The following is a 26362-nucleotide window of genomic DNA, read 5'->3' on the forward strand; positions in this document are numbered from 1 at the left end:
TCTTCCAGCAGCAATTTGGGATCTACAGCTGCCTGATGGAGCAGCTCCCTCAGCGACTGTTCCAGGGAAATCCCACGCAACTTGGCCTGTCGCCGTAGGCGCGCCACATCTTGATCTTCAAGTTGGCGGATTAGCACCTGGGCCATTGTTGTCTTCTGATATCACCAATGATAGCTCGGCTGTTTCGGGCTTCTGGGAAAGGTGGCGCGGCCACCAGCGTCGCCGCACCCAGAGCAGCAACCCGAGGCCAATCCAGCCAATTAGGCCCCCAATTGGGTTGATGTCGGCTCCGCCTGGGCCCACCCACCAACCGGGGGCCGCCGGCGAAATCTGCAGCAGGCCCTTTTGCGCTAAAAACCATCCCCCCACCAGCCAACCGTGCAGCCCGATCGATCCCCAGAGGGCGCCGTCGTCGGCCCGGCGCTGCAGGGCCAGGGCCAGCCCCAGCAGGGTTAGGCCGCCCAAAAGGCCAATGGCCTCCAATCCCGGCGCCCGATACCAGGGATGGAGCAGGGCAAAGATGGCCGCTTGCAGCCAAAGTGCCCTATTGGGGCCTAGCTCCAATTCCAATTCTCCCCAAAGCCAGCCGCGAAATAGCAGCTCCTCGGCAAAGCCCACCCCGAGCATCAGGGCGATGGCATTGAGGAGCAGAGCTGTGTTTAGCTCCCCAAGCCAGCGGGCCTGGCCGGCTAAAACCAAAACCAAAACCACCAACGCCAGTAGAAATAGGCCCTTTAGGGCTCCCCGCAGCCAGGCCTTGGCCGCCAGGTGAATCGGCATGGCCAGGCCCAGACCCTGCCAGGGATGCTCGGCCCCCCAAACCCTGCGAAGCCTGATGGGCAGGCTGATCAGCAGCAGGGCCAGCGAAAGCACCAGGCCCGCTAAATCGACTTGGTCTGGTCTCCAGTGGGGAAATAAAAGGGCACAGGGCCTGGCCCCTAGCCAACCCAACCCGTACAAAACGGGCACGTAAAGCAAGGTGCCCGGCCACTTCGGCCCATTGGCGGCCAAAGGGGCCATCAGCTCTCTGGTTCGAGGCTGCTGCTGAGCCCCTTTGCCTTGAGGGTTTCGCAATAGAACTCCGCTGGCTCCAGGTCGCAGACGATCACTAAGCCCACCCCGGTGTTGTGGGCCTCCAGCATTACGGCGATGGCGTCTTGCTCACTTAGGGATGGAACCACCTGCCGCAGGGTTCCCACCACGTATTCCATGGAATTCACGGGATCGTTGTGGAGCAGCACCTTGTAGCGGGGGGAAGGCTTGCGCACTCGCTCAGGGGCCTTCTCCATTACGGCTGCGCCGCCAGGATTGCTTTGGGTTGCCCAGGTCATAAGGCCCATTACAGCGAACGGATGCGGCGCATTGCCTCTTCCACATTGGCGCGGCTGTTAAAGGCTGACAGACGGAAGTAGCCCTCGCCGGCCGCCCCAAAGCCACTGCCCGGGGTGCCGACCACGTGGGCCTTGCCCAGGAGGTGGTCAAAGAAGCCCCAGGAGTCGATCCCCGTAGGCGTTTTCAGCCACACGTAGGGGGCCTGCTGACCGCCATGGACCTCCAGGCCCGCCGCAGATAGTTCGCGGCGAATAATTGTGGCGTTTGCCATGTAAAAAGCGATCAGAGCCTGCACCTGGGCCCGCCCTGCCGGGGCATAGACCGCCTCGGCGCCGCGCTGCACGATGTAGCTCACGCCGTTGAACTTGGTGCACTGACGCCGGTTCCACAGGCTCCATAGCTCCACCTTCTCGCCATTGGCGGCCGTGCCCATCAGGCCCCGGGGCACCACCGTGAGGGCACAGCGGGTGCCCGTGAAGCCCGCGTTCTTGGAAAACGAGCGGAATTCGATCGCGCAATCGCGGGCGCCCTCGATCTCGTAGATCGAGTGGGGCAGCGAGGGGTCCTGGATGAAGGCCTCGTAGGCGGCGTCGAACAGGATCAGGGCGTTGTTGGCCAGGGCGTAGTCGACCCATTGCTTTAGCTGCTCCCTGGTGGCGACGGCCCCGGTGGGGTTGTTGGGGAAGCAGAGGTAGATCAGGTCCACCTTGCCCTCGGGCAGGGGGGCGCAGAAGCCGTTGGTGGCGGTAATGGGCAGGTAGGTGAGGCCGCCGTATTGGCCGGCCTCGTCGGCATCACCGGTGCGCCCTGCCATCACGTTGCTATCCACATAAACCGGATAAACCGGATCAGTGACAGCGATTCGATTGCCTTCTCCCAGGATGTCGAGGATGTTGCTGCTGTCGCACTTGGAGCCATCGGAAACGAAGATTTCCTCCGGATTCACCTGGCAGCCTCGGGCTTGGAAATCGTTTTTGGCAATCGCCTCCCTTAGCCATAGGTAGCCCTGTTCTGGGCCGTAGCCGTGGAAGCCCTCGCGGGTACCCATTTCGTCGATGGCCGCTTTCATCGCTTCGCGGCAGGCCTCGGGGAGGGGTTCGGTGACATCGCCAATGCCCAGGCGGATGATCGGCGCTTCCGGGTGGGCTTCGCTGAAGGCCTTTACCCGCCTGGCGATTTCAGGGAATAGGTAGCCCGCCTTGAGCTTGAGGTAATTGCCGTTTACTTGAACCATGTCAACGCCGCCGAAGGCAGCGACCAAAACTGTTGGAGCCATTTTCCTATGGCGCGATCCCAACCCCTCCATACGATCAGGAACAGGCCTGAGCAGCAGCTGCCGTGACCCTCGCTGAAGCTCCGATTGATTTCGAGGCCCTGATTGATCTGGGCATCAGTAAGCCGGCCCGCTATTTGGGCAATGAGTTGGGGGTCAAACCCCGCGACTGGCAGGCCGCCTGGGCGGCGGACGGGGTGCGCTGGGCCCTCACCTACCCCGAGGTCTACGAGGTGGGGGCCAGCAACCTGGGCCATGTGATCCTCTATTCGATCCTCAACGCCGTGCCAGGCCAGTTGTGCGATCGGGCCTATTTGCCGGCGGCGGATCTGTCGGCGCGGCTGCGGGAAAGGGGCCAAGCCCTATTTGGTGTGGAAAGTCGCAGACCCCTAACCGCCTTCGACATCCTTGGTTTCAGCCTCAGCTACGAGCTCGGCGGCACCAACATTTTGGAAATGTTGGATTTGGCCCAGGTACCGATTCGGGCCGTCGATCGCGGTGACCTGCCCCTCAACGATCCTGAATCGCCACCGTTGATCTTCGCCGGGGGGCCCACCGCCACCAGTAACCCCGAGCCCTTTGCCGCCTTTTTTGATTTCATCGCCCTGGGCGATGGCGAAGAGCTGTTGCCGGAAATTGGGCTGGTGGTGGCCGAGGGCAAGGCGACTGGGCTAAGCCGCAGCGCCCTGTTGCGGGATTTGGCCCAGGTGCCAGGGGTCTATGTGCCCTCCCTCTACGGCCCTGGCGCCGATGGGATTGGCATCGAGCCCCTGGCTGGGCTTGTGCCAAGTCCGCCCAGGCGGGTTTTGCGGCGAACGGCCACGCCGATGCCCCACTACGCCATGGGCTTGGTGCCCCACATCGAAACGGTGCACGACCGGCTGACCATCGAGATTCGCCGGGGGTGCACCAGGGGGTGTCGCTTTTGCCAGCCAGGCATGCTCACCCGCCCAGCCCGCGATGTGGAGCCGGAGGCGGTGATCGAGGCGGTGGAGGAGGGCATGCGCCAAACCGGCTACTCAGATTTCTCCCTGCTCTCCTTGAGCTGTTCGGATTATTTGGCCCTGCCGGCGGTGGGGGTAGAGCTGCGCAACCGTCTTGCCGACAAAAATGTGAGCCTCACCCTGCCTAGCCAGCGGGTGGATCGTTTTGACCAAAACATTGCCCACATCCTTGGGGGTACCCGCAAGGCCGGACTCACCTTTGCCCCTGAGGCCGGCACCCAGCGCCTGCGCGACATTGTCAACAAGGGGCTTACGGATGCGGAGCTCTTGCGCGGTGTTCGCACCGCCATGGAAAACGGTTACCGCAGACTGAAGCTCTATTTCATGGTTGGCCTGCCGGGTGAAAGCGATGCCGATGTGCTCGGTATTGCCCACACCTGCAGGGAGTTGCAGCGGCAGTGTCTTGATTTGGGCCGACTGGAACTGAATCTCACGATTAGCAATTTCACGCCCAAGCCCCATACCCCTTTCCAGTGGCACAGCGTCAGCACGGTGGAATTTCGGCGTCGCCAGGAGTTGTTGCGCCAGGCCCTGCGCCAGTTGAGGGGGTTGAAAACCAATTTCACCGATGTGCGCCTTTCGGCGGTGGAAGATTTTGTGGGCCGCGGCGACCGCCGCCTGGCGTCGGTGATAGAGGCGGCCTGGCGTGCAGGGGCCGGCCTGGATGCCTGGTTTGAATCGGCGGATCGCAGCTACGGGGCCTGGACCGCGGCGATTACGGAGGCGGGCCTGGAGGGCCGTTACCGGTCCATGGAAATGGGTGCCTGGAGTGCGGCCGAGGCCCTGGGCAGCGACGATCTCGACTCCTTTTGCCGGCAGAGCCTGCCCTGGGATCACATCGATTCGGGAGTCGACAAGCGCTGGCTGGCGGAAGATCTCAAGAGGGCCCTGGCTGAAGCGGTGGTGCCCGACTGCTCCTTTGAAGGCTGCAGCAGCTGTGGGGTCTGTGGACCGGAGCTCGGACACAACGTGGTGATCCCGCCGCCGCCGGTGCCGGCCCAGCTGCCCCAGCGCGCCCCCGCCAGTGGGCGGATTAGCCGCCTGCGGATGGGCTTCAGCAAAACGGGATCGCTGGCCCTGATTAGCCATCTCGACCCCCTGCGGCTGCTGGAGCGGGCCCTGCGCCGCAGCGCACTTCCGGTCAGTTTCAGTGCCGGTTTCCATCCCTTGCCCCGCCTGCAGTTGGCCTTGGCCCTGCCCCTCGGTGTGGAGGGCACCGGTGAGTGGCTCGACTTGGAGTTTGTGGAGCCGGTTGATCCGGCCCAGGTGCGCAGCCAGCTCCAGGGCGAACTGCCCCTGGAATTTCAGTTGCTATCGGCTTGGGCCGTGCCCGTATTTGGCCCCAGCCTTTCCCAGGAGCTTGAAGCGGCCCGCTGGCAAATGGCTTTTAAGCCGGCACCAGGCATGGAACTCCCCGATCAGCAGGCCTGGCAGCAGGCAATCGCCGCATTGTTGGCCGCCGAATCCCTGCCCTGGAGCGACACCGATAAGAAGGGTCGTCCCCGGCAACGGGATTGCCGCCCTGCCCTGGTTTCCCTCGGGCTGGTCGCTGGTGCTGCGGCAACCCTGGAGTTCCAGGCGGCCATTGATCCATCTGGCCGGAGCCTGAGGCCCGAGCAGCTGCAGTTTTGGCTAGCCCAGGAGCTGGGCCAGCCGCTGCAACTGGCCAGGATGCGGCGCCAAGAATTGCTTCTAAAGCCCGTGCTAACTTCACAGGAAGGCGAGAAGGCCATTGCCTTCTAGTTTTCCGTGGCATTCAATGCCATGCCCAAAGCTTTCCCCAATCCGCTGATTCGCCGCCAGGTTTGCTGGTAGGTACACAGCGGGGTTCAATCTGGAACTACTCAGGTTCGATCCCCAAGGATTCGCCCCAATGGTTGTTGAGTTTTAGTTATATCTGTTCGCCCCAAAAAGCGAAGTCGGTCCCAGGCGGATACTCAGCAGCGTTGATTTTTTTAGTCTTAAAGCCCCTTCTGGATTAGGGCTTTTTAAGTTTTTGACCATTTCTAATAACCTCCAAATTTTTGGCTGAGCCCCCTTGGGCCCACCCTTTCCCTATGCCTCAGCAGATCGTCATCGCCGAGCAACTGCGTATTGCCGCTGTTTTTAACGATGAGCGTGTGGATGAATTGATAGTCGCCCAAGGCCTCTATCAAATTGGTGATGTTTACCTTGGCACTATCGAAAACGTGCTGCCAGGTATTGATGCTGCTTTCGTCAATATTGGCGAAAGTGAAAAAAATGGCTTTATCCATGTCACAGATTTGGGTCCCCTTAGGCTCAGGAAAGGAGTGGCAGGTATTACCGAATTGCTGGAGCCTCGCCAGAAGGTGCTGGTCCAGGTAATGAAGGAGCCCACGGGCACAAAGGGTCCCCGTCTCACCGGCAACCTTTCTCTTCCCGGGCGTTTTTTGGTGCTCCAGCCCCATTGCCAGGGTGTCAATATTTCCCGCCGTATTAATGGCGAAAATGAGCGCAACCGTCTGCGGGCCCTGGGTGTATTGATCAAGCCCCCAGGGGCCGGTTTGTTGATCCGCACCGAGGCCGAAGGCATCAGTGAAGAGCTGTTAATCGACGACCTGGAAAATCTGCTGCGCCAGTGGGAAGGGATCCAGGCAGCAGCTGAAACGGCTTCCCCTCCCGTCTTGCTTAACCGCGACGAAGACTTCATCCATCGGGTACTTCGGGACCACTCCAGCCCCGAGGTGGTGAGGGTTGTGGTCGATAGCGCCGATGCGGTGGCCCGCGTTCAGGCCTTCCTGGGCCCCGACCAGGCCGACGTGCAGGTCGTCCATCACAGTGAATCCAACGAAATCCTCGAGCATTTCCGGGTTGATGCGGCGATCCGCGATGCCCTCAAGCCCCGAGTTGATCTGCCATCCGGCGGCTACGTGATCATTGAGCCCACCGAGGCGCTCACGGTCATTGACGTCAACTCGGGCTCCTTTACCCGTTCCGCCAATGCCCGGGAGACCGTGCTTTGGACCAACTGTGAAGCGGCCGTCGAAATTGCCCGCCAGCTCAAGCTGCGCAACATCGGTGGAGTGGTGATCGTCGATTTCATCGACATGGAATCGCGGCGCGACCAGCTCCAGTTGCTGGAACATTTCACCCAGGCAGTACGCAACGATGGCTCCAGGCCCCAGATCGCCCAACTCACCGAGCTGGGTTTGGTTGAGCTCACCCGCAAGCGCCAGGGCCAAAACATCTATGAGCTGTTTGCTAGGGCTTGCCCCAGCTGCGGTGGCCTGGGCCATGTGGCCGTTCTGCCGGGCAAGGACACCCTCCAGCCCCTGGCCACCCTGACTGGCTTGGTGCGTTCGGTGGCCTCAGCCCGCTCCGAAGTGCTTTCACCCGTCGCCAGCGATGGAAGTGCTTCTGGCCGCCGTCGCCGTGGTGGCCGTGGTGGTCGTGGAGCCAGCGATGGCTCCGAAAGCTTTGGCGGTTATGCCCCTGAGGCTTCCAGCTTTGGTACCAGCGCTGAACTGACTGGCTCCCTGAGTGCCGCCAGTGAGCCGACCACCTCCCGCCGCCATGACCCGGATTTGGTGGCCGTGACCATGGATGCGGAGCAAGAACTGGTCTATGGCTGGATGGGGTTGAGTCCGGCATTGCTGCTAGACGCTCAGCCCCCCAGCGAAAATCTGATGGTGCGGGTGGTGCGACCCGGGGAGGATGCGGAGGCGGTGCTTGAGGAGGCCCGTCAACAATTGGCCTCATCCGGTGGCCGTAGGCGCCGCGGCCGCGGCAATCGCGGCACGCCAGGTGAATCTTCCGGAGAATCGGCCGGGGACCAGGCTGGCGATAACGCTGGCGACAGGGCCTATGGCTCCGATGATTCGGCCATGGCTGAGCAGTTTGTGGCGGTGCCGGTCGAGATCACGCCCCTACCTGTCCAAACGGAGCCTGAAACCGTGATCACCGTCTCGGTGCCCACCGCCGCAAGCCGGAGCCGATCCCGCACCCGCAGTTCCGCAACTACTGAGGCATCCGCAAAAACAGAAACCGCCCCAACAACTGAGGCAGCCCCCGCCCAGGACCCTGACCTAGACGAAGCCGGCGAACCCCGCCGCCGCCGCCGCCGCTCCTCAGCCGCCACCTAGCTGGTGGCTGAGAGCCAGCCCCATGGCCCCCAAGTCTCCAGCTGATCCTTGGCAGGGCCTTGATCCCGCCCTTTGCGCGGGGGTTGATGAGGTGGGTCGAGGTTGTGTGTTTGGCCCTGTGTTTGCTGGAGCGGTGGTTTTGCCTCGGGCAGCCCTGGGGCCCCTCCAGGCCGCTGGTCTGACCGACAGCAAGAAACTTTCTGCCCGTAAACGGGCCGCCCTAGTGCCCCAGATCCAGGGCAGGGCCTTGGCTTGGGCCCTGGGCCAGGCCTCAGCGGCTGAGATCGATCGGGTCGGTATCCGCCTGGCAACGGAGCGGGCCATGCACCGGGCCCTGCAAAAACTGCCGGGCCCGCCCCAGCTGTTGCTGGTCGATGGAGTGCTGCCCCTGCGGGGTTGGTTGGGACGGCAGAACACCCTGGTGTCTGGTGATCGGTTGTGTTTGGCCATAGCGGCAGCCAGCGTGCTGGCCAAGCAGGCCCGCGATGCCCTGTTAATGGAGCTGGATGAGAGCTACCCGGGCTATGGGTTGGGTCGGCATGTTGGCTATGGCACAGCCCAGCACCGCAGCGCCATCGCTGATCTGGGGCCGACACCACTGCATAGGCGCAGTTTCCTGCGCAATTGGCTGAGCCCCTAGCCGGCTGGTCCCTGCTCCTGGCACCACTGGCGAAAATCGGCCAGAAGCTGCTGGCCCACCCGGTTTTTGATGCCCAGAAGAATGCCTCCCAGCAGCGACTGGCCCGTGGCTTCGAGCACTTTGGCCGGAATTAATTTCAGTAGGGCTGGCTGGCTCACTTGGACCGCCAGGGTGGCTTCGCCCTCCAGGCCCAGTTCCCCCGCCCGCAAAGAGGAGTGCAGGGTGAGCTTGAAGTCGTCCACGAGCCCCAGCCCCTCCAGTTCGCAATCAAGGGCCTCTAGTTCCAGCTCACCTGGGCTGCTGGTGGTGCGCAGTTCCACCACGGGGTGAATCTGTAGGTGAAAAAGCTGCAGATGGGTCACGCAATAGCGGTAGCGCCCCGGGGCCAGGCGCTCCAATTGGGACGGATCGAGTAAGGCCTTAACCACCCGCTCTTCCTGGGTCAAATAGCCAGATAGGAGCTCGGCCCCATGGCTCACGCCAAGTTGCAGTTGCTGACTGGCGCTGAAGGCCAGGGGCATGCCTAGCTTGCTGACGCGGCATGATCCTATCGGCCTTCCTCCAGCGCGATATTCCGCCCTGGTCTTCCATGCGCATTGCCTATCTCGGCCCGGTGGGCACCTATGGCGAACAGGCGGCGCGGCAGTTGGCCCAGCTTGAGGACCTGGCTGAACCAATCTTGCTACCCCAAATTGGCATTAGGGCCGTGGTAGAGGCCCTGGCCTCCGGCCGAACTGATGCGGCGGTGGTCCCGGTGGAGAACTCGGTGGAAGGGGGCGTAACCGCCTGTCTTGATGCCCTTTGGGAACACTCGGATCTGGCCATTGCCCGGGCCCTGGTGCTGCCGATTCGCCATGCCCTGCTCGGCAGTGGTCCGCTGGAGGGGATTAGTGAGGTGCTCTCCCATCCCCAGGCCCTGGCGCAATGCAGTCAGTGGCTGGATGACCACTTGCCCCAGGCTTTGCAGTTGCCCACCAGCTCAACAGCAGATGCGGCCCGCATGGTGGCGGGCAGTCGTTTTCGGGCCGCGATTGCTTCGCAACAGGCCGGCCTTGAGCATGGCTTGGAGGAATTGGCATTCCCCATCAATGATGTGGCCGGTAACTGCACCCGTTTTTTGCTTTTGCGGCGCGGCGAGCGCTCCTGTGAAGGTCCGGTTGCCAGCCTGGCCTTTTCCCTCCATTCCAACCAGCCCGGTGCGCTGCTGGAAGCCCTGGGCTGCTTTGCCCATCGCGCCCTCAACATGAGCCGGATCGAATCGAGGCCTTCGAAGCGGGAAATGGGGGAATACATCTTCTTTGTGGACCTCGAATTGCCCGAGGGCCCAGGGCCTTTGGCTGAGGTTTTGATCGAATTGCAACCCCTGTGCGAACACCTGGCGATGTTTGGGGCCTACCCCCTCACCAACCTGGCGGTAAGCCAGAGCTAGGGAGATTCGGATGGCTTGACGCCTCTGAATACCCCAAATTGCATCAGGCCGGTGGCAAAGGCCCAGTGCATTAGCAGGATCGTGGGGGTTTCCCTGAGACCCTGGAGCAGGGCTTTGGGGCCGAGCCCCAGAATTGCCATGGGCCGGCGTGCTCCTTCCACAATCGAATCGATCCAGGAGGGCAGGGTGGCCTTACTCCAGTCGTCGCTTTGCACAGTGAATCCTGGGGTTCCACTGCCGCCGCCCCACTTGCTTCCCTCGAAGTTGGCTTTGAGGCCCGCAATGCTGGCGAATTCCGGATGGGCCCACTGTTCGAGCAGTTGGCGCATCACCCAGCGCTCGCGGCGGTCCATCGGGCCGTCGCTGGGATCGCGGCGGTTCCAATCTGCAATAGCCACCAGACCACCAGGCTTTAGTACCCGCAATAATTCATCGGCGTAAAGCTGTTTATCGGGCATGTGGGGGCATGCCTCCACGCTCCATACGGCATCAAAACTGGCAGGTTCTAGGGCAAGGGCAAGGGCGTCCATCACGGCAAAGCGGCAGCTCAAGGAGGCAGGCGTTAACTCCTGGGCCCTTTGGATTTGCAGGGGGCTGATGCTGATGCCAAGCACCTCAAAGCCGTAGTCGCGGGCCAGGATCCTGGCGCTGCCCCCAATGCCACAGCCCACATCGAGAACCCTGGTGCCTGCGGGCAGTTGGCTAAGGCCACTCCACTGGACCAGCTCATGGACAAAGGCTTGCTTCGCTAAACGGAAGTCTTCCCCCCACCAGTGGCCGCTTTTGTAGTAGCCAAGATGGATGTGTTCCCCCCAGAGCCGCTCCAGCAGTTGATCGCTGGTCCAGCGGTCATAGGCGGAGGCCACGCTGCTGGCATCGGTGTAGCGCCTTTGGGGCCAGCTGATCCTGGGCATTACTGGGGTTGGAAGGTGTCTTTCAGGACCGTGCGCGCGGCCAGTTGCTTTCTGGTGTGATCCAGCATTTCGTATTCCTGGCGCAGGCGCTGGGCCGTGTTGGTGATTTCCAGCAGGGCCTGCTGGTGGTCAGCCACGGGGCCGCCCAGGTGGGAGCCAATCCAAAAGGAGAGCTCCCTGGGTAGATCGGGCAAATCGCTGGGAAGGGCAGTCGGTTTGCCGACCAACTTGCCGGTCAGTTCCACCACGTCCTTGAGGGCCTGGCTTACCTCGCTGGCCAGGGTTTCCAGTTCGCTGGGGCTGCTGTCGGGTTCGTCCTCAATCCAGCTGACCATTGCCACCCGGAAGGGGGCTTCTCGAACGATTTCCAGCACCCGAAAACGTTGTTGGCCCATGGTGACGATGTTGCTGCGGTCATCGTCCTGGGTCTGACAGTGCAGGATTTCGGCGCAACAGCCCACCTTGGCCAGTTCCTGCTCCTGGGGATCCCAACGCACTACCCCGAAACGGCGATCTTCCGCCATCACGGTTTGCAGCAGCATCCGGTAGCGCGGCTCAAAAATGTGCAGGGGCAGCACTTCCTGGGGGAAGAGCACCACATCTGGCAGTGGAAACAAGGGCAACTCCCTGACGGCCAAATCGCCCATGACTTCTCGGGGAGTGCCTTCTAATCCTAGAAAAAAAGCCCCGCCATCGCCGTTGAAGCGTGGGGAGGCTTAGGAATAGTGCGCTTTCTGAAATTTTTCGCCTTACAGCTTGACTTCGATGTCTACGCCACTGGGCAGATCCAGCTTCATCAGGGCATCAATCGTCTTGGCCGATGGGCTGTAGATGTCGATGATGCGGCGATGGGTACGGGTCTCGAAATGCTCCCGGGAATCCTTGTCCACGTGGGGTGAACGCAGGACGCAATAGATCTTGCGCTTGGTGGGTAGGGGAATCGGGCCGATAGCCGTGGCAGCGGTGTGGTCGGCGGTTTCAATGATTTTGTCGCAGGACAGATCCAGCATCCGGCGATCAAACGCCTTCAGGCGGATGCGGATTTTCTGCTGGGTGATGGCTGTGGACATGGGGGTTGATATGAAAAGTTCGGCAAAACCTGGCCGAGGTCAGTTGGATTGTCGAGGTGCGAGGTGATGGAGGATTTAATCCTCCACCACCTCAGAATAGATCAAGGCCTGAGCCCGATCTGGATCACTCGAGGATCTTGGAAACCACGCCCGCACCGATGGTGCGGCCGCCTTCGCGAATGGCGAAGCGCATACCTTGCTCGATGGCAACCGGGCAGATCAGCTCCCCGGTCATCTTGATGCGGTCACCGGGCATCACCATTTCAACGTTGGCGCCATCGTCGGAGGTGAAGGCGGTGATTTGGCCGGTCACATCCGTGGTGCGGATGTAGAACTGCGGGCGGTAGCCGGCAAAGAAGGGGGTGTGGCGGCCGCCTTCCTCCTTCTTCAGCACATAGACCTCACCCTCGAACTTGGTGTGGGGCTTGATGGAATTGGGCTTCACCAGCACCATGCCGCGCTCGATGTCCTCTTTCTGGATGCCGCGGAGCAGGAGACCTGCGTTGTCGCCAGCCATGCCTTCTTCAAGCTGCTTGCGGAACATTTCCACGCCGGTGACGGTGGTTTCGCGGACGTCCTTGATGCCAACGATCTGGACGGTTTCGCCCACTTTCACCTTTCCGCGCTCGATACGGCCAGTGGCCACGGTGCCACGACCGGTGATCGAAAAGACGTCCTCAATCGCCATCAGGAATGGCTTGTCGATTTCGCGCTCGGGCTCGGGGATCGACTCGTCGACGGCGGCCATCAGCTCGTCGATTTTGGCTTCCCAATCGGCGTCGCCCTCGAGGGCCTTCAGGCCGGAAACCTGAATAACGGGGATGTCGTCACCAGGGAACTGGTAACTGGTGAGCAGTTCACGCACTTCCAGTTCAACGAGCTCGAGGATTTCCTCGTCGTCGACCATGTCGCACTTGTTGAGGGCAACCACCAGGGCGGGCACGCCCACCTGTTTTGCGAGCAGGATGTGCTCCTTGGTTTGGGCCATGGGGCCGTCGGTTGCGGCCACCACCAGGATCGCGCCGTCCATCTGGGCGGCACCGGTGATCATGTTTTTCACATAGTCCGCGTGACCAGGGCAGTCGACGTGGGCGTAGTGACGCTTTTCGGTTTCGTATTCGACGTGGGCGGTGTTGATGGTGATACCGCGCTCACGCTCCTCTGGAGCTCCGTCGATTTGGTCGTAGGCCTGGGCCTTCGCCATACCCTTCTTGGCCAGCACGTTCGTGATGGCGGCGGTCAGGGTGGTTTTGCCGTGGTCAACGTGGCCGATGGTGCCGATGTTGACGTGGGGTTTGTTCCTCTCGAACTTCTCGCGTGCCATGAGTAAAAAGAATCGGGGTTTGGTTGGGTAGGGGAAAGATCAGGAATTAATTGCCCTGATTCTTAGAAATGATGGCTTCAGCGACGTTGCGAGGAACTTCCTCATAGTGGCTGAATTCCATCGAGAAAATACCCCGACCCTGGGTCATGGATCGGAGCTGGGTGGCATAGCCGAACATTTCGGCCAGGGGCACTTTGGTCTGGACCTTGGACTGACCATTTTCAATGGACTGCCCCTCGACCTGACCGCGACGGGAGGAGAGGTCGCCGATGACCGAACCGAGGAAATCCTCGGGGATCTCGACCTCCACCTTCATCATTGGTTCTAAAAGTACAGGATTGCACTTTTTGACCCCATCTTTGAAGGCCATGGAGCCGGCGATTTTGAACGCCATCTCCGAGGAGTCGACGTCGTGATAAGAGCCGTCGACCATTGTGACCCTGATGTCGATCATCGGGAAACCGGCGATCACACCGGATTGGCAGGTCTCCTTCATGCCGTTTTCGGCAGGACCGATGTACTCCTTGGGGACGATGCCGCCAACGATTTTGTTGACGAATTCGAAGCCCGTGCCGGGTTCGCCGGGTTCCATTTCGATCACCACGTGGCCGTATTGGCCCTTGCCACCGGTTTGGCGGGCAAATTTGCCCTCGCCCTTGGCCTTGCCGCGAATGGTTTCGCGGTAGGAGACCTGGGGAGCACCGATGTTGGCCTCCACCTTGAACTCGCGCAGCATGCGATCCACCAGGATTTCCAGGTGGAGTTCGCCCATGCCGGCGATCACGGTTTGGCTGGTTTCCGGGTCAGTGCTGACACGGAAGGTGGGGTCTTCTTCAGACAGGGATTGGAGGGCCTTGGAAAGCTTTTCCATGTCACCCTTGGTTTTGGGCTCCACGGCCACCGAGATCACGGGCTCGGGAATGAAGAGCGATTCGAGGATGATCGGATCGTTTTCCACGCAGAGGGTGTCGCCCGTGGTGGTGTCCTTGAGGCCCAGCACTGCTCCAAGGTCGCCGGCCCGCAGTTCGTCGACCTCTTCGCGGTCGTCTGCCTTGAGCAGGATCAGGCGGGAGATGCGCTCCTTCTTGTCCTTGGTGGAATTGAGCACATAGCTGCCCTTTTGCAGGACCCCTGAGTACATGCGCACAAAGGTGAGCTTGCCGTAGGGATCGGCCATCACCTTGAAGGCAAGGGCGCTGAAGGGGGCGCTGTCGTCGCAGGGACGGTTCGACTCGGTGCCATCGGGCAGCAGGCCGGTGATTGGGGGCACATCCACGGGGGCAGGCAGGTAGTCGACGACGGCGTCGAGCACCAGCTGTACGCCCTTGTTTTTGAAGGCGGAGCCGCAAAGCATTGGCACCAAGCCGTGCTTGACCACCCCGGTGCGAATGCCCTTCATCAGCTGCTCTTCAGTGAGCTCGCCGTTTTCCAGGAAGTCGTCTAGGAGGGTTTCATCGGTTTCAGCCACCGACTCCATCAGCTTCATCCGCCATTTATCGGCCTCGGCCTTCATGTCCGCGGGCACTTCCTGCTCGATGATGTCGGTGCCCAGGTCGTTTGTGTAGACAATCGCCTTGTTGCGCACAAGGTCGATGATTCCCTTCAGCTCGCCTTCGGCGCCAATGGGCAGCTGGATGGGGGCAGCAGTGGCCTTGAGGCGATCCTTGATCTGTTCGTAAACCTTGAGGAAATTGGCTCCAGTGCGGTCCATCTTGTTGACGAACACGATCCGGGGCACGTTATAGCGATCGGCCTGGCGCCAGACGGTTTCGGACTGGGGCTGGACGCCTCCAACCGCGCAAAAAACGGCGACAACCCCGTCGAGGACGCGCATGGAGCGCTCCACCTCGATGGTGAAGTCAACGTGGCCGGGAGTATCAATGATGTTGATGCGGTTGTCTTTCCAGCTGGTGGAAATTGCCGCAGCAGTGATGGTGATGCCGCGCTCACGCTCCTGCTCCATCCAGTCGGTCACCGCGGCGCCGTCGTGGACCTCGCCCATCTTGTGGACCACACCCGAATAGAACAGGATCCGTTCGGTGGTGGTGGTTTTGCCTGCGTCAATATGGGCTGCGATACCGATATTTCTGACGCGGTCCAGGGGAAAGGCGCGGGCCACGGGATTTGGTCTCCGAAGGGTCTAAAAGAAGGTTGTTGGCAATGGCCAGACGGAATCTGGCCAGTTACTCAGTAGCGGTAGTGGGCAAAAGCCTTGTTGGCTTCAGCCATCTTGTGGGTTTCTTCGCGCTTGCGAACGGCACTGCCGGCCTCGTTGGCCGCATCCATCAATTCGCCAGCCAGCTTTTGAGCCATGCTGCGGCCATTGCGGGAGCGGGAAAAGTTAACCAGCCAGCGCAGGGCCATGGCGGTGCCCCTCTCCTGACGAACTTCCATCGGCACTTGGTAGGTGGCACCACCAACCCGACGGGCGCGCACTTCCACCAGGGGAGTGGCATTGCGCACGGCAGTTTCGAAAAGCTCCAGCGGATCGTTGCCGGTGCGGTCATTGATCAGCGAGAACGCATCCGAAAGGATCCGTTGGGCCGTTGATTTTTTGCCGTGCTTCATCAGCCGGGCCACGATCATCGAGGCCAGACGACTGTTGAATTGGGGATCGGGAAGAACCGGGCGCTTTTCGGCAGCGTTACGGCGTGACATGGACGTTTAGGGAAATGGGACCAAAAGGGAGGGGAGAAGGTGGGTTCGGGGCAGACATCTACTGATGTCAGCCCGATTACCCATCAATCTTTGGGCGTCTTGGCGCCGTACTTGGAGCGGGACTGACGGCGATCTTTAACCCCTGCCGTATCGAGGGTGCCCCGAATGATGTGGTAACGCACGCCGGGCAGATCCTTGACCCGGCCTCCCCGAATCAGGACAACGGAGTGTTCCTGCAAGTTGTGGCCAATGCCAGGGATGTAGGCGGTGACCTCAAAGCCAGAGGTGAGCCGTACGCGCGCCACCTTGCGGAGGGCCGAGTTGGGCTTTTTCGGGGTGGAGGTGTACACGCGGGTGCACACGCCACGCCGCTCCGGGCATGCGCGGAGAGCGGGAGACTTGGTCTTACGGGTAAGACTCTGGCGCTCTGTACGGATTAGCTGCTGAATAGTGGGCATCGAAGGCCGGTATCTGGTCGGTGAACATTGGGCGGACGACCGACCAATTTCCACAATCCGTCACCTTACTGGGTCGCCTGGCGGCCCGATCCAATCCTGCTAAATGCGCTGCCGCATGGGCAGCACCGCACTCCCTCACCCTGGCGCACCAGAAAGCCGCCACCACTGAGGTCGCCCCGGTAATCGAGGCTAAGGCCGGCGAGCAGGGCGCTCTGCTCTGCCGGGGCGTAAAGCGTGATGCCATCGGCGCGGGCCACGGCCAGCCCCGCCAGGTGACCTGGCCGCAGACGGATGGACCAGCGCTCGCAACTGCCCTCCATCAGATCGAGATGCATCATTCCCGGGGTGCCGGCCACCGCGGCCTGGCGGCCCAGTTCGGCGGCGGCGGCTGCGCTAACCCTCAGGCTCTGGCCCTTCGGCATCGGTGGTGGCCCTCTGCGGTTGGCCTAGGGGGTGGTTTCACCACTCTGCCAGCTACTGGCTGGAGCCGGCTGAGGGCACCAGGCCCAGGCCGTTGTGCACAGCCCCGACCACGCCCCGACCCTTCACTGGCATCGTGCCCCCCATCACCAGGCCAGTGGAGCTGCCCCCATCAAGGTTGAGCGCATCCCTCAGGCCAAGCTCCTGCAGCACCAGGGCCGTTTCACCCAGGCTGGGCCCACTGTCCTGGGTGCCCTCAAGGGTGATCAACCAGAGCTGTTTGCCGTCGCTGCCGATCACGGTGCGGGGGGCTCCCTGGTTGAGGAAGCCGGAGCTGAAGGTTTCGGCACCTCCATTGAGCACGATCCGGCCATCAAGCAGGAGCAGTGGGCCTCCCCCCATTACGAAGGGGGCCTGGCCGAGGTCGTTGCTGGCCCGACTGGTGAGCTTGATGGCGGTGCCCTCAAGCCAGGGCAGTTCGACGCCGCCACGGCCCACCAGCAGGATTTCGCCCCGCCGCAGGGGCACGCCAAATTCGAGTTCGCGGCTGCCGTAGCGCCTTTCCACCACGCCCCTGCTCAGCACCAGGGCGCTTTCTCCGCCGCTTAGGGCCCGGTAGCTGGGCCCCCATTCAGGCCCATAGCGGCTGATCCCCCGCTGCACATAGCCGCTGTTGAGGGCAGCCACTGGCAATCGTTGGCCATCTGCTCCGCTGACCGATTCCTCCAGGGAGAGCCGGCCAAAGCGGGGCAGGCTGCCGGCTTGCCAGGCAGCCACCCCCCGGTTCAGGATCGGGCCAGAAAGCCATTGGCCATCACTCTTGAGGGCCCCCAAGGGCAGTCGCTTGACCCGGTTGAAATAGCCGCCATTGATCGCAACGATGGCTCGCTGGGTGTTGGCCAAGGCCTGCACGGAGCTGAGGCCCTCCATGCCCGAGGGGTTGGTCAATAGACGCAGCTGAACGGGCGCAGTGCGGGGATCGACGCGTACGGCGTTCAAGCGGATCCCCCGGCGCTCCAGACGATCCCAGCTGATTTGTTGGCCCAGCAGCCGCTGCAGCCGGGGATCCAGGCTCCGAGGGGCACTTCCCCCGGCGCTCCCAGCTGTTCCCCCAGCTGTTGCATCGCCGGCCTGGGAAAACTCCAGCACCAGCCGGTAGGGATCCCCGAGGCTGAACAGACGGGCACCATCGGCGCGGCCGGGCCTTAGTTGCAATTGGTTGTCGTTTTGGCTGGCTACCAGGCCCAGGGCCCCCAGCTGGTCCCTTTGTTGCCCACTGCTGTCCAAATCGACCAACCAGGTGCCGTCACTGCGGCCAGCCACGACTGGGCCGGTGAGGTCGAGCACGACCCTGCGCCAGACCCCGCTCTTCGAGCTGCGCACCTGCAGCAGCTGGCTGGGGGGCAGCCGCAACTCCAATACACCGCCCCGGCGGGTCGTTGCCAAACCCACGGCCCGAAACAGGGGCATCGCGTCTACCGCCACTTCGTCGTCGAGGGAGCGTTGCTCGCCAGCTCCCGCCAGCAGGGTTTGGCCGAACCACTCCAGTTCGACACTGCCTTCACTTCTGCGGCGCACCACCCCCAGTTGGCCTTCCAGCACCTCGAGGGGAATCCAAAGGGCCTCCGGTTCGCTGCTGCGGCTGCCAATCCACAGCCAGCGGGCCTCCTGCTGGCGACCCTGAATTACGAGCCGGCGCCCTTCAGCAGTGCCCCTTGCTGGGGCGGGCGTTTCAAGTGGCGTCGGCGGTGGCGGCGGTGGTGGTGGCTGGGGGCTGCCCCAGGGCATGGCCCCAGCCTGGGGGGACCAGGCCAACAGCAAAGGCGCCACCAGCTTGCTGAGCCGGCCAGGTCGTGGCTGATTTAGGCGAACGGACCTCAAAGGGGAGCGGTGGAAGCCCAGTTGGCCGAACGCTAACCCTGGCTAACCAGTAGTTCGAGCTGGGATGCCGATCCCTAGGATTAGAAGCTCTGTTGGTGCAGGAGCCCAAGCGGCTTACTGCAGCACTGATCCCTCAGGACTTCTGCCGCACCATCTGGGTTATGCCTCTAGCTCCCCGTCCCGCTTGGCCCCATTGCGACAGCCCTGCTCCGGCAGCGGTGGCGGGTGAGAAAGATGCCTGTGGCGTGGGGTTTTTGGCCCATTTGCATGGCGAAGCAAGCTATTGGGTTTTGCAGCAGGCCCTGCGCGGCCTTGATTGCATGGAACACCGGGGCGGCTGTGGCGGTGACGCCGATTCCGGTGATGGCGCGGGAGTGCTGTGCGGAATCCCCTGGTCTTTCCTGGAGGCCGTGTGGCCTGCAGCTGCCGCCAGCTCCGGCCAGGAGCGGGGCCTGGGCATGGTGTTTTTGCCTGCCGACGCCGCCAAAAGGCAGGAGGCGATTCAATTTTGTGAAGAGGAAGCGACCAGGCTTGGGCTGAAGAGCTGGGGCTGGCGCGAGGTGCCAGTGGATGGCGCGGTGCTGGGTCCCTTGGCCCGAGCCACCGCCCCGCACATGGGCCAGTGGTTGCTCACCTCTGGGCCTGCCGAGGGCAGTGGCCCAGCAGTGGCGGGAGATGCCCTGGAGGCCCTGCTTTTTCGGCTGCGGCGCCGGGTGGGGGATCGGGCCCGGATGGCCTGGGGCCCCGGACCTGGCGACCTCTACTTCTCCTCCCTGAGCAGCCGCACCGTTGTTTACAAGGGCATGGTGCGTTCGGAGGTCTTGGCCCGCTTCTACGCAGACCTTCGGGACCAACGCTTCGCGGTCAGTTTTGCTGTTTATCACCGCCGTTTCAGCACCAATACCCTGCCCCGTTGGCCCCTAGCCCAGCCGATGCGCCTGCTCGGCCACAACGGCGAGATCAACACCTTGCTGGGCAACCTCAACTGGGCCCGGGCCGCGGAAACTAATCTCGATGCCGTCTGGGGTGATGCCGCCGCCGACCTGAAGCCGGTGGTCAATCCAGCCTTCAGTGATTCGGCCAACCTCGATGCCACCTTGGAATTGTTGGTGCGCAGCGGCCGGCCTATTACCGACAGCTTGCTCACCCTGGTGCCCGAGGCCTTCCGTCAGCAGCCCGAGCTGGAAACCCGCCCGGCCATCCAGGCGATGTATGAATTCAATGCCTGCCTGCAGGAGCCCTGGGATGGCCCTGCCCTGCTGGTATTTGCCGACGGCCGCAGCGTGGGGGCCACCCTTGATCGCAACGGGCTGCGCCCTGCCCGCTACTGCATCACCAGCGATGGCTTCGTGGTGATGGGCTCTGAAACCGGGGTGGTGGAGCTGGAGGAGAGCCGGATCATCGAGAAGGGCCGCCTTGGCCCGGGCCAGATGCTGGCGGTTGATCTGGAAAAGGGTCGATTGCTGCGCAACTGGGAGGTGAAGCAGGAGGCTGCCGATCGCCATCCCTATGGCCAGTGGTTGGAGGCCCATCGGCGCAAGCTCGGGGCCTTGCCCTGGCAGCAGGAGTGCCAACTGGGCGATTTGGAGCTGTTGCGCGAACAGACCGCCTTCGGCTTCAGCTCAGAAGACCTCGACCTGGTGATCGAGGACATGGCCGGTGCGGCTAAGGAGCCCACCTACTGCATGGGTGACGACATTCCACTGGCGGTGCTCTCCGACAAACCCCACCTGCTCTACGACTACTTCAAGCAGCGCTTTGCCCAGGTCACGAACCCGCCCATAGACCCCCTGCGCGAAAAGTTGGTGATGAGCTTGGAGATACATCTGGGCGAGCGGGGCTCCGCGCTCCTGCCAGCTGCTGCTTCAGCGAAGGTGCTCCATCTCGACAGCCCCATCCTCAATGAGGCGGAGCTGGCCGCCATTGGCAACCAGGGCCTGCCCACCCAAGTGGTTTCGACCCTCTTCAGCGTGGTCGAGGGACCCGGGGGCCTGGAGGCTGCCATTCAAAAACTGCGCCAGGGGGCCGAAGCGGCCGTGCGCAATGGCTGTCAAATTTTGGTTTTATCCGACCGGCTCGGCCTTGATGGCCAAAAAGGGGGCATCAATGCCACCACCGCGGCCATGCCGCCGCTTTTGGCCGTGGGCGCCGTCCATCACCACCTGTTGCAGTTGGGCCTGCGGCTCCAGGCATCTCTGGTGGTGGAGACGGCCCAGTGCTGGAGCACCCACCATTTGGCCTGCCTGATTGGCTTTGGCGCCAGTGCGGTATGTCCCTGGCTCACCTGGGAAACCACCCGCCATTGGCTGGCCCATCCCCGAATTCAAAAGCAGATCGAAACTGGCAAGTTGCCGGCGATCAGCCCCGAACAGGCCCAGGCCAATGTCCGTAAGGCCCTGGAAGACGGCCTGCGCAAGATCCTTTCCAAGATCGGCATTTCCCTGCTGGCCAGTTACCACGGCGCCCAGATTTTCGAGGCGATTGGCATCGGTGCAGACCTGATCCAGCTGGCCTTTGCCGGCACCACCAGTCGGGTTGCTGGTTTGAGCCTGGCCGAATTAGCCAGCGAGACGATGGCCTTCCACACCAAGGCCTATCCCGAGCTCAACCGCACCAAGCTTGAATTCATGGGCTTTGTGCAGTACCGCACCGGGGGGGAATATCACCTCAATAGTCCGGAAATGGCTAAGGCCCTCCACGCCGCAGTCAAGGCAGGGCCTGGTTACGACCACTTCGCCACCTACCAGACCCTTCTCGAGCACAGGCCTGTTACGGCCCTGCGGGACTTGCTGCAGCTCAAGCCGGCCCGGGCCCCCCTGCCCCTCGACCAGGTGGAGAGTGTCGAGAGCATCTGTGCACGCTTCTGCACCGGTGGCATGAGCCTGGGCGCCCTATCCCGCGAGGCCCATGAGGTGCTCGCCGTGGCGATGAACCGCATTGGCGGCAAGAGCAATAGCGGCGAAGGCGGCGAGGATCCCGCCCGCTTCAATGTGCTCCAAGACGTTGACGCGGCCGGCCACTCGCCAACCCTGCCCACGATCCAAGGTCTGCGCAACGGCGACACCGCCTGCTCCGCCATCAAGCAGATCGCCTCGGGTCGCTTTGGGGTCACTCCCGAATACCTGCGCAGCGGTAGGCAGCTGGAAATCAAGGTGGCCCAGGGGGCCAAGCCTGGAGAGGGCGGCCAGCTACCTGGCCCCAAGGTTGATCCCTACATCGCCTGGCTCCGCAACAGCAAGGCTGGCGTGGCCCTGATTTCGCCCCCACCCCACCACGACATCTATTCGATTGAGGATCTGGCCCAGCTAATCCACGATCTGCACCAGGTGCACCCGGCCGCCAAGGTGAGCGTCAAATTGGTGGCTGAAATTGGCATTGGCACGATTGCCGCGGGCGTCGCCAAGGCAAATGCCGATGTGATCCAGATCTCTGGCCACGACGGTGGTACGGGCGCTTCCCCCCTCAGCTCGATTAAGCATGCGGGCAGCCCCTGGGAGTTGGGGCTCACCGAAGTTCACCGCTCCCTCTTGGAAAACGGTCTGCGCGATCGGGTGCTGCTGCGGGCAGATGGCGGCCTTAAAACCGGTTGGGATGTGCTGATCGCCGCCTTGCTGGGGGCTGAGGAATACGGCTTCGGCTCCGTGGCGATGATCGCCGAGGGCTGCATCATGGCCAGGGTTTGCCACACCAACAATTGTCCGGTGGGCGTGGCCACCCAAAAAGAAGCCCTGCGCAAGCGTTTTACCGGCTTGCCCGAGCACGTTGTCAATTTCTTCCTGTTCGTGGCTGAGGAGGTGCGGCAGCTGCTCAGCGTCCTGGGGGTGGCCCGCCTCGAGGACCTGATTGGTCGCAGTGAGTTGCTGGAAACCCGCCAGGTTTGCCTCGCTAAAACCCAAGCCCTGGACCTTTCCTGCCTGATCGATCCCATCCCTGCCGCTGCAGATAGGGCCTGGCTGCGCCACGACGCCCAGGCCCACGGCAACGGTCCGATCCTGGAAGACCAACTTCTCGCCGATGACGAACTAGTGGCGGCAATCGAGGGCCACGGCCAGGTGGCCCGCAGCTTGGAGATTGTCAACACCGACCGCAGTGTTGGGGCCAGGGTGTCCGGAGAAATTGCAGCACGCCACGGCAATACGGGCTTCCAGGGCCAGTTGCAGCTCACCTTCAATGGGGCCGCTGGTCAAAGTTTTGGTGCCTTTGTGCTCCAGGGCATGGACGTGCGGCTGGTGGGGGAAGCCAACGACTACGTGGGCAAGGGCATCAACGGTGGCCGGATCACCGTGGTGCCTCCCCCCGGCGTCCAAGACCCCGGCAACCAGGTGATCCTTGGCAATACCTGCCTCTATGGAGCCACCGGTGGGGAGCTGTTTGCCCTGGGCCGTGCTGGAGAACGCTTTGCCGTGCGCAACAGCGGCGTGCGCACCGTGGTGGAGGGCGCTGGCGACCATTGCTGCGAGTACATGACTGGCGGCGTAGTGGTGGTGCTGGGCTCGACTGGCCGCAATGTGGCCGCCGGCATGACCGGTGGGGTTGCCTTCCTGCTCGATGAGGACGGAGGTCTAGCCGGTCGACTCAACCCCGAGATCGTCGCCCTTTGCTACCTCAGCACTCCCCAGCAGGAGGCCTTGCTCAAGCCACTGCTCGAGACCCATTTGGCCTGCACCGGCAGTAGCAAAGCAGCGGCAATCCTGGCCGATTGGACCAGCTGGAGGGGTCGCTTCAAGGTGCTGGTGCCCCCCAGCGAGAAGGCCAATGTGGGCCTGGCAACCCTCGAGACCGTTGCGGCCTAACTCAAACGCCCCTCAGCAACAGCCCTCAGCAACAGCCCTCAGCGGGGATGCTCCCTCATCAGCCGCTGCACCTCGCCGGCGTGATAACTGCTGCGGGTCAGCGGGCTACTCACCACCTGGAGGAAGCCCAGCTCCTGTTCGCCATATAGGCGAAAAGCCTCAAATTGCTCCGGGGTGACGAACCGATCCACCGCCAGGTGTTTGGGACCCGGCGAGAGGTATTGGCCGATGGTCACGATGTCGACGGCGTGCTCGCGCAGATCGGCCATCACCGACCGCACCTCGGCGTCGCTTTCGCCCAGCCCGCCCATTAGCCCTGATTTTGTATAGGTGCGCGGCCAGCCCTGTCTTACCCGCTGCAGCAACTCCAAGGAGCGGCTGTAGATCCCCTGGGGACGGACCTGTTTGTAGAGCCTGGGCACGGTTTCGATGTTGTGGTTGAGCACCTCCGGAGCTCCGGCCATCACCGCCGCCAGGGCATCCCAGTTGCCACAAAAATCGGGAATCAGTAGTTCGATGCTGGTCAGGGGGGAGCGCCGCCTTACCTGCTCAATGCAGGCCACAAATTGGCTGGCGCCGCCATCGCCCAGATCGTCGCGATTCACCGAGGTGATCACCACATGGCTTAGCCCCATCCGGGCCACTGCCTCACCGAGGCGCTCGGGTTCGCTTGGGTCCAGCTCCCGCACACTCTTGTCGAAATCGATGTCGCAGTAGGGGCAGGCCCTGGTGCAGCCGGGGCCCATGATCAAAAAGGTGGCTGTGCCGCCGGCAAAGCACTCACCGATGTTGGGGCAACTGGCCTCCTGGCAAACCGTGTTGAGCTTGAGATCCTGCAGCAGATCGGCCACCTGACCGATCCGTTCCCGTTGGGGGGCCTTTACTCGCAGCCAATCGGGTTTGGGCAAGGGGCAGTCGGGCTCAAGGGGCCCAGGCAAGGCGTTTGTCGACTTTAGAAACTGGCCGTCGCCTAAAGTCCCCACAGCGGGATGTGGCGCAGCTTGGTAGCGCACTTCGTTCGGGACGAAGGGGCCGCAGGTTCGAATCCTGTCATCCCGATTGTTAGCTGATCTCGGCTCCTGGATAGCCCCTGGGGGTCACCATCAGCGCATCCTTGGCATAGCTGCTGCTGTTGCCGATCAACACCAGGGTGAGCATGTCGACCTGCTCAATTGGCAGTTTGGCAAGGCTGTGCAGGCTTACTTTTTCCTCCGGTCTGCCGAGTTGGCGTGCCAGGGCCACCGGTGTCTGGCCTGGCCGCCCGGTTAAGAGAATCTCCTGGGCCCGTCCCAACTGCCATTCCCGGCCCAGGGATCGGGGATTGTATAGCGCCACCACAAAGTCGCCGCTGGCGGCGGCCTTGAGCCGTTGCTCAATGACGGGCCATGGGGTGAGTCGGTCGCTGAGGCTGATGGTGCAGAAATCGTGCATCAACGGTGCACCGGCGCGGGCGGCGGCCAGTTGCAGGGCGGAAATGCCAGGGTGCACTTCAAAGCTTGGCCGCTGCTGGCTGTCTTGGTTCAGCCATAGCTCCAGCGCTAGGCCCGCCATTGCATAGATGCCGCTGTCGCCTGAGGAGACCAGGGCCACCTTCAGGCCCTGGTTGGCTAGATCTAGGGCCAGGGCGCAGCGGGCCCGTTCCTCGGTGAGCCTCCCATCGCAGCGCAATTGGTCCGGGCGGCGCAGGGGCTCCAGTAAATCGAGATAGAGGCCATAGCCCACCCAGACCGTGGCCTCCGCCAGGGCCCGACGGGCATCGGCAGTAAGTAGGTCCAGTCGGCCAGGCCCGCTACCCACCAGGTGTAATTGGCCGCGCTGGGGTGCCCATTGAGTTTCGGTAGCCGCAATCGCCAGGGTGGCTGCACCTCGCTCCCCAGCTAGGGGGCGGCCGATGGTTTTGGTTAGCAGGAGATGCGCCCCGGGCCCTGCTGCCCCCAGGGCGGAGGCCTCGGCCACGCTCGCCGTGCCCATCTCGCCGGCCACCACCTGGGATGGATTTGGCACTTCGATGGCCGCCAGGGTTTCAGCGGTTAGCCACACCTGCGGCCAAAGCCGCCCCTTGGCCAGGGCCAGGAGGCCCTCTTCATCGGCCTTGCGATCGATGCTGGCCATGCCGGCCACGGCTTCCGGGGCAAGTTGCAGTTTTGCCAGGGATTCGTCTACCAGCCGCTCAATCAAGCTCCGACTCGTACCCCTTTCGCAGCCCAGCCCTAGCCATAGGGAGGGGGGATGCCAGCGGCATCCAGGCCCCTGCTCGGTGCCGACCCATAGGTCGGGCTCTGCTCCTGGCTGGCAATGGTCTGCGGCGGCCAAGCCTTGCCAGCCTTTGTTGCCACTGGCCTGGGTCACCCTGATTCCCTCCGCTGCTTTTTGCATCAGGGCCTTCCAGTCGCCCCTTGGGCCGCGGCGCCAACCCCAGGCTTCGCCAAATGAATCGAGGGCGAGCCGTCCGCCAGAACCGCTGCTGCCGGTGAGCACCACCTGGCTTCCCAGCACTGCGGCCACCCTCTGGCTTAGTTGGTCGGCCCCGGCCCGATGGCCGCCCAGCAGGGGGATGGCAAAGCTGCCCTGGCCATCCAGCACCACCACGGCGGGATCGGTGTCTTTCCCCTCCAGCAGTGGGGCCACCAGGCGGGTCACCAGACCGCAGGCCCCAACGATCACAAAGCCGGAGGCCCTGCTCCATTGGCTCGAAAGGGTTTCCTGGCAGGAGGGCACAGCTCCCGGACCTACCCATTCGCTCACCACGCCGGCCTGGCGCAGGGTCTCCAGGAGGCCAGTGCCGCTATTGCTAAAAGCCAGCCCCAAAACCAGGGGTGCTTGGGGTGGGTCTTGGTTCAATTGGGATTTCCTGTACCGAATCTTTCGCGCAGACCGGCAAAAGGACCCGAGCGCTTGGGCATGATCAGGGAACCGTTTTCACTTACCTGTTCGCGGGCCGAACCAGCCACCGTTGTGCTGGGGGCAAGGCGTTCCGGGTTTGAAATTTCTTTGGGAGCTGGCTGTTCGATGCTGGGAGCCTCCCCCATGGCTTCTGGGTCAGGGCTTTCTAGGGCCTGGCTC

21 protein-coding genes, 1 tRNA gene and 1 pseudogene are annotated in these 26362 nt (G+C 62.6%); 6 read left to right on the forward strand and 17 right to left on the reverse strand.

Annotation, left to right across the window (positions count from 1 at the left end; translation table 11 throughout):
* The 4 genes from KBY58_RS13170 to KBY58_RS08805 all read right to left on the reverse strand — a co-directional run.
* Positions 1-146, reverse strand: a 146-nt coding sequence (locus tag KBY58_RS13170; protein WP_409995738.1) for a FitA-like ribbon-helix-helix domain-containing protein, incomplete at its 3' end; no start/stop codon positions are given.
* Positions 118-1020 (reverse strand): CPBP family intramembrane glutamic endopeptidase, encoded by a 903-nt coding sequence (locus KBY58_RS08795; protein ID WP_255003988.1) that lies wholly within the window; start codon positions 1018-1020, stop codon positions 118-120. The genes KBY58_RS13170 and KBY58_RS08795, both read right to left, overlap by 29 nt.
* Positions 1020-1331 carry an ATP-dependent Clp protease adapter ClpS gene (gene clpS, locus KBY58_RS08800; RefSeq protein WP_254934856.1) on the reverse strand — a complete coding sequence of 104 codons (312 nt, stop codon included), beginning with the start codon at positions 1329-1331 and terminating at the stop codon, positions 1020-1022. Before clpS ends, KBY58_RS08795 begins: the two co-directional genes overlap by 1 nt.
* A gap of 8 nt (positions 1332-1339) precedes the next feature.
* The gene (locus tag KBY58_RS08805) at positions 1340-2566 is read right to left on the reverse strand and encodes an LL-diaminopimelate aminotransferase (protein WP_255004000.1); all 1227 of its coding nucleotides are present in this window, start codon (positions 2564-2566) and stop codon (positions 1340-1342) included.
* Between the two features lie 104 nt (positions 2567-2670).
* On the opposite strand from KBY58_RS08805, the gene KBY58_RS08810 reads away from it, so the two are divergent.
* The 3 genes from KBY58_RS08810 (at position 2671) to KBY58_RS08820 (ending at position 8352) form a co-directional block, all read left to right on the forward strand.
* A complete protein-coding gene (locus KBY58_RS08810) occupies positions 2671-5352 on the forward strand; it encodes a TIGR03960 family B12-binding radical SAM protein (RefSeq protein WP_255003989.1) in 2682 nt (893 codons plus the stop codon).
* A 314-nt stretch (positions 5353-5666) separates the two neighbouring features.
* Positions 5667-7712: an Rne/Rng family ribonuclease gene (locus tag KBY58_RS08815; RefSeq protein ID WP_255003991.1), complete on the forward strand. Its 2046-nt coding sequence runs from the start codon at positions 5667-5669 to the stop codon at positions 7710-7712.
* 22 nt (positions 7713-7734) lie between these two features.
* A complete protein-coding gene (locus KBY58_RS08820) occupies positions 7735-8352 on the forward strand; it encodes a ribonuclease HII (RefSeq protein ID WP_255003992.1) in 618 nt (205 codons plus the stop codon).
* On the opposite strand, the gene KBY58_RS08825 is transcribed toward KBY58_RS08820, so the two are convergent.
* Complete coding sequence (locus tag KBY58_RS08825; protein ID WP_254934852.1) at positions 8349-8873, reverse strand: DUF1997 domain-containing protein; 525 nt, start codon at positions 8871-8873, stop codon at positions 8349-8351. The genes KBY58_RS08820 and KBY58_RS08825 overlap by 4 nt on opposite strands.
* A 68-nt stretch (positions 8874-8941) precedes the next feature.
* Between KBY58_RS08825 and pheA the strand changes: the two genes are divergently transcribed.
* The gene (gene pheA / locus KBY58_RS08830; RefSeq protein WP_255004001.1) at positions 8942-9781 is read left to right on the forward strand and encodes a prephenate dehydratase; all 840 of its coding nucleotides are present in this window, start codon (positions 8942-8944) and stop codon (positions 9779-9781) included.
* On the opposite strand, the gene KBY58_RS08835 is transcribed toward pheA, so the two are convergent.
* From KBY58_RS08835 to KBY58_RS08875, 9 genes are all read right to left on the reverse strand, one after another.
* The gene (locus tag KBY58_RS08835; protein WP_255003993.1) at positions 9778-10695 is read right to left on the reverse strand and encodes a methyltransferase domain-containing protein; all 918 of its coding nucleotides are present in this window, start codon (positions 10693-10695) and stop codon (positions 9778-9780) included. The genes pheA and KBY58_RS08835 overlap by 4 nt on opposite strands.
* Positions 10695-11342 carry an LON peptidase substrate-binding domain-containing protein gene (locus tag KBY58_RS08840; protein WP_254934850.1) on the reverse strand — a complete coding sequence of 216 codons (648 nt, stop codon included), beginning with the start codon at positions 11340-11342 and terminating at the stop codon, positions 10695-10697. Before KBY58_RS08840 ends, KBY58_RS08835 begins: the two co-directional genes overlap by 1 nt.
* A 102-nt stretch (positions 11343-11444) precedes the next feature.
* Positions 11445-11765, reverse strand: coding sequence for a 30S ribosomal protein S10 (gene rpsJ, locus KBY58_RS08845; RefSeq protein ID WP_254934849.1), 321 nt, complete (start codon positions 11763-11765; stop codon positions 11445-11447).
* 124 nt (positions 11766-11889) lie between these two features.
* Positions 11890-13089, reverse strand: a complete 1200-nt coding sequence (gene tuf / locus KBY58_RS08850) for an elongation factor Tu (RefSeq protein ID WP_254934848.1) — start codon at positions 13087-13089, stop codon at positions 11890-11892.
* A 46-nt stretch (positions 13090-13135) separates the two neighbouring features.
* Complete coding sequence (gene fusA / locus KBY58_RS08855) at positions 13136-15208, reverse strand: elongation factor G (RefSeq protein WP_254934847.1); 2073 nt, start codon at positions 15206-15208, stop codon at positions 13136-13138.
* A 68-nt stretch (positions 15209-15276) separates the two neighbouring features.
* Positions 15277-15747 (reverse strand): 30S ribosomal protein S7, encoded by a 471-nt coding sequence (rpsG, locus tag KBY58_RS08860; RefSeq protein WP_254934846.1) that lies wholly within the window; start codon positions 15745-15747, stop codon positions 15277-15279.
* Positions 15748-15830: 83 nt separating this feature from the next.
* Positions 15831-16205, reverse strand: coding sequence for a 30S ribosomal protein S12 (gene rpsL / locus KBY58_RS08865; RefSeq protein WP_254934845.1), 375 nt, complete (start codon positions 16203-16205; stop codon positions 15831-15833).
* 65 nt (positions 16206-16270) lie between these two features.
* Positions 16271-16627 (reverse strand): AIR synthase, encoded by a 357-nt coding sequence (locus tag KBY58_RS08870; protein WP_255003995.1) that lies wholly within the window; start codon positions 16625-16627, stop codon positions 16271-16273.
* 52 nt (positions 16628-16679) lie between these two features.
* Complete coding sequence (locus KBY58_RS08875) at positions 16680-18440, reverse strand: phosphodiester glycosidase family protein (protein WP_255003996.1); 1761 nt, start codon at positions 18438-18440, stop codon at positions 16680-16682.
* A 227-nt stretch (positions 18441-18667) separates the two neighbouring features.
* On the opposite strand from KBY58_RS08875, the gene KBY58_RS08880 reads away from it, so the two are divergent.
* Entirely contained in the window at positions 18668-23299 is a 4632-nt protein-coding gene (locus KBY58_RS08880) for a glutamate synthase-related protein (RefSeq protein ID WP_255003997.1), read from the forward strand.
* A 38-nt stretch (positions 23300-23337) separates the two neighbouring features.
* Here KBY58_RS08880 and lipA read toward each other — a convergent pair whose 3' ends face one another.
* Positions 23338-24207, reverse strand: coding sequence for a lipoyl synthase (lipA, locus tag KBY58_RS08885; RefSeq protein ID WP_255003998.1), 870 nt, complete (start codon positions 24205-24207; stop codon positions 23338-23340).
* A gap of 77 nt (positions 24208-24284) precedes the next feature.
* Here lipA and KBY58_RS08890 point away from each other — a divergent pair.
* Positions 24285-24358 (forward strand) — tRNA-Pro (locus KBY58_RS08890).
* A gap of 3 nt (positions 24359-24361) precedes the next feature.
* On the opposite strand, the gene cobJ is transcribed toward KBY58_RS08890, so the two are convergent.
* Positions 24362-26140 (reverse strand): precorrin-3B C(17)-methyltransferase, encoded by a 1779-nt coding sequence (gene cobJ, locus KBY58_RS08895; protein WP_255003999.1) that lies wholly within the window; start codon positions 26138-26140, stop codon positions 24362-24364.
* Positions 26137-26362: pseudogene (locus tag KBY58_RS08900) on the reverse strand (hypothetical protein); the annotation flags it as partial. The gene cobJ and the pseudogene KBY58_RS08900, both read right to left, overlap by 4 nt.

Source organism: Cyanobium sp. HWJ4-Hawea, assembly GCF_024345815.1.
Lineage (GTDB): Bacteria > Cyanobacteriota > Cyanobacteriia > PCC-6307 > Cyanobiaceae > Cyanobium_A.

What these genes read in the sequence shown, in the direction of transcription:
- tuf (WP_254934848.1), bottom strand. Translation starts at nt 13,089, where the DNA reads ATGGCACGCGAGAAGTTCGAGAGGAACAAACCCCACGTCAACATCGGC.
- KBY58_RS08840 (WP_254934850.1), bottom strand. Translation starts at nt 11,342, where the DNA reads ATGGGCGATTTGGCCGTCAGGGAGTTGCCCTTGTTTCCACTGCCAGAT.
- KBY58_RS08795 (WP_255003988.1), bottom strand. Translation starts at nt 1,020, where the DNA reads ATGGCCCCTTTGGCCGCCAATGGGCCGAAGTGGCCGGGCACCTTGCTT.
- KBY58_RS08815 (WP_255003991.1), top strand. Translation starts at nt 5,667, where the DNA reads ATGCCTCAGCAGATCGTCATCGCCGAGCAACTGCGTATTGCCGCTGTT.
- KBY58_RS08870 (WP_255003995.1), bottom strand. Translation starts at nt 16,627, where the DNA reads ATGCCGAAGGGCCAGAGCCTGAGGGTTAGCGCAGCCGCCGCCGCCGAA.
- KBY58_RS08835 (WP_255003993.1), bottom strand. Translation starts at nt 10,695, where the DNA reads ATGCCCAGGATCAGCTGGCCCCAAAGGCGCTACACCGATGCCAGCAGC.
- clpS (WP_254934856.1), bottom strand. Translation starts at nt 1,331, where the DNA reads ATGACCTGGGCAACCCAAAGCAATCCTGGCGGCGCAGCCGTAATGGAG.
- KBY58_RS08805 (WP_255004000.1), bottom strand. Translation starts at nt 2,566, where the DNA reads ATGGTTCAAGTAAACGGCAATTACCTCAAGCTCAAGGCGGGCTACCTA.
- pheA (WP_255004001.1), top strand. Translation starts at nt 8,942, where the DNA reads ATGCGCATTGCCTATCTCGGCCCGGTGGGCACCTATGGCGAACAGGCG.
- KBY58_RS08820 (WP_255003992.1), top strand. Translation starts at nt 7,735, where the DNA reads ATGGCCCCCAAGTCTCCAGCTGATCCTTGGCAGGGCCTTGATCCCGCC.
- rpsJ (WP_254934849.1), bottom strand. Translation starts at nt 11,765, where the DNA reads ATGTCCACAGCCATCACCCAGCAGAAAATCCGCATCCGCCTGAAGGCG.
- KBY58_RS08825 (WP_254934852.1), bottom strand. Translation starts at nt 8,873, where the DNA reads ATGCCCCTGGCCTTCAGCGCCAGTCAGCAACTGCAACTTGGCGTGAGC.
- rpsG (WP_254934846.1), bottom strand. Translation starts at nt 15,747, where the DNA reads ATGTCACGCCGTAACGCTGCCGAAAAGCGCCCGGTTCTTCCCGATCCC.
- rpsL (WP_254934845.1), bottom strand. Translation starts at nt 16,205, where the DNA reads ATGCCCACTATTCAGCAGCTAATCCGTACAGAGCGCCAGAGTCTTACC.
- KBY58_RS08880 (WP_255003997.1), top strand. Translation starts at nt 18,668, where the DNA reads ATGCCTCTAGCTCCCCGTCCCGCTTGGCCCCATTGCGACAGCCCTGCT.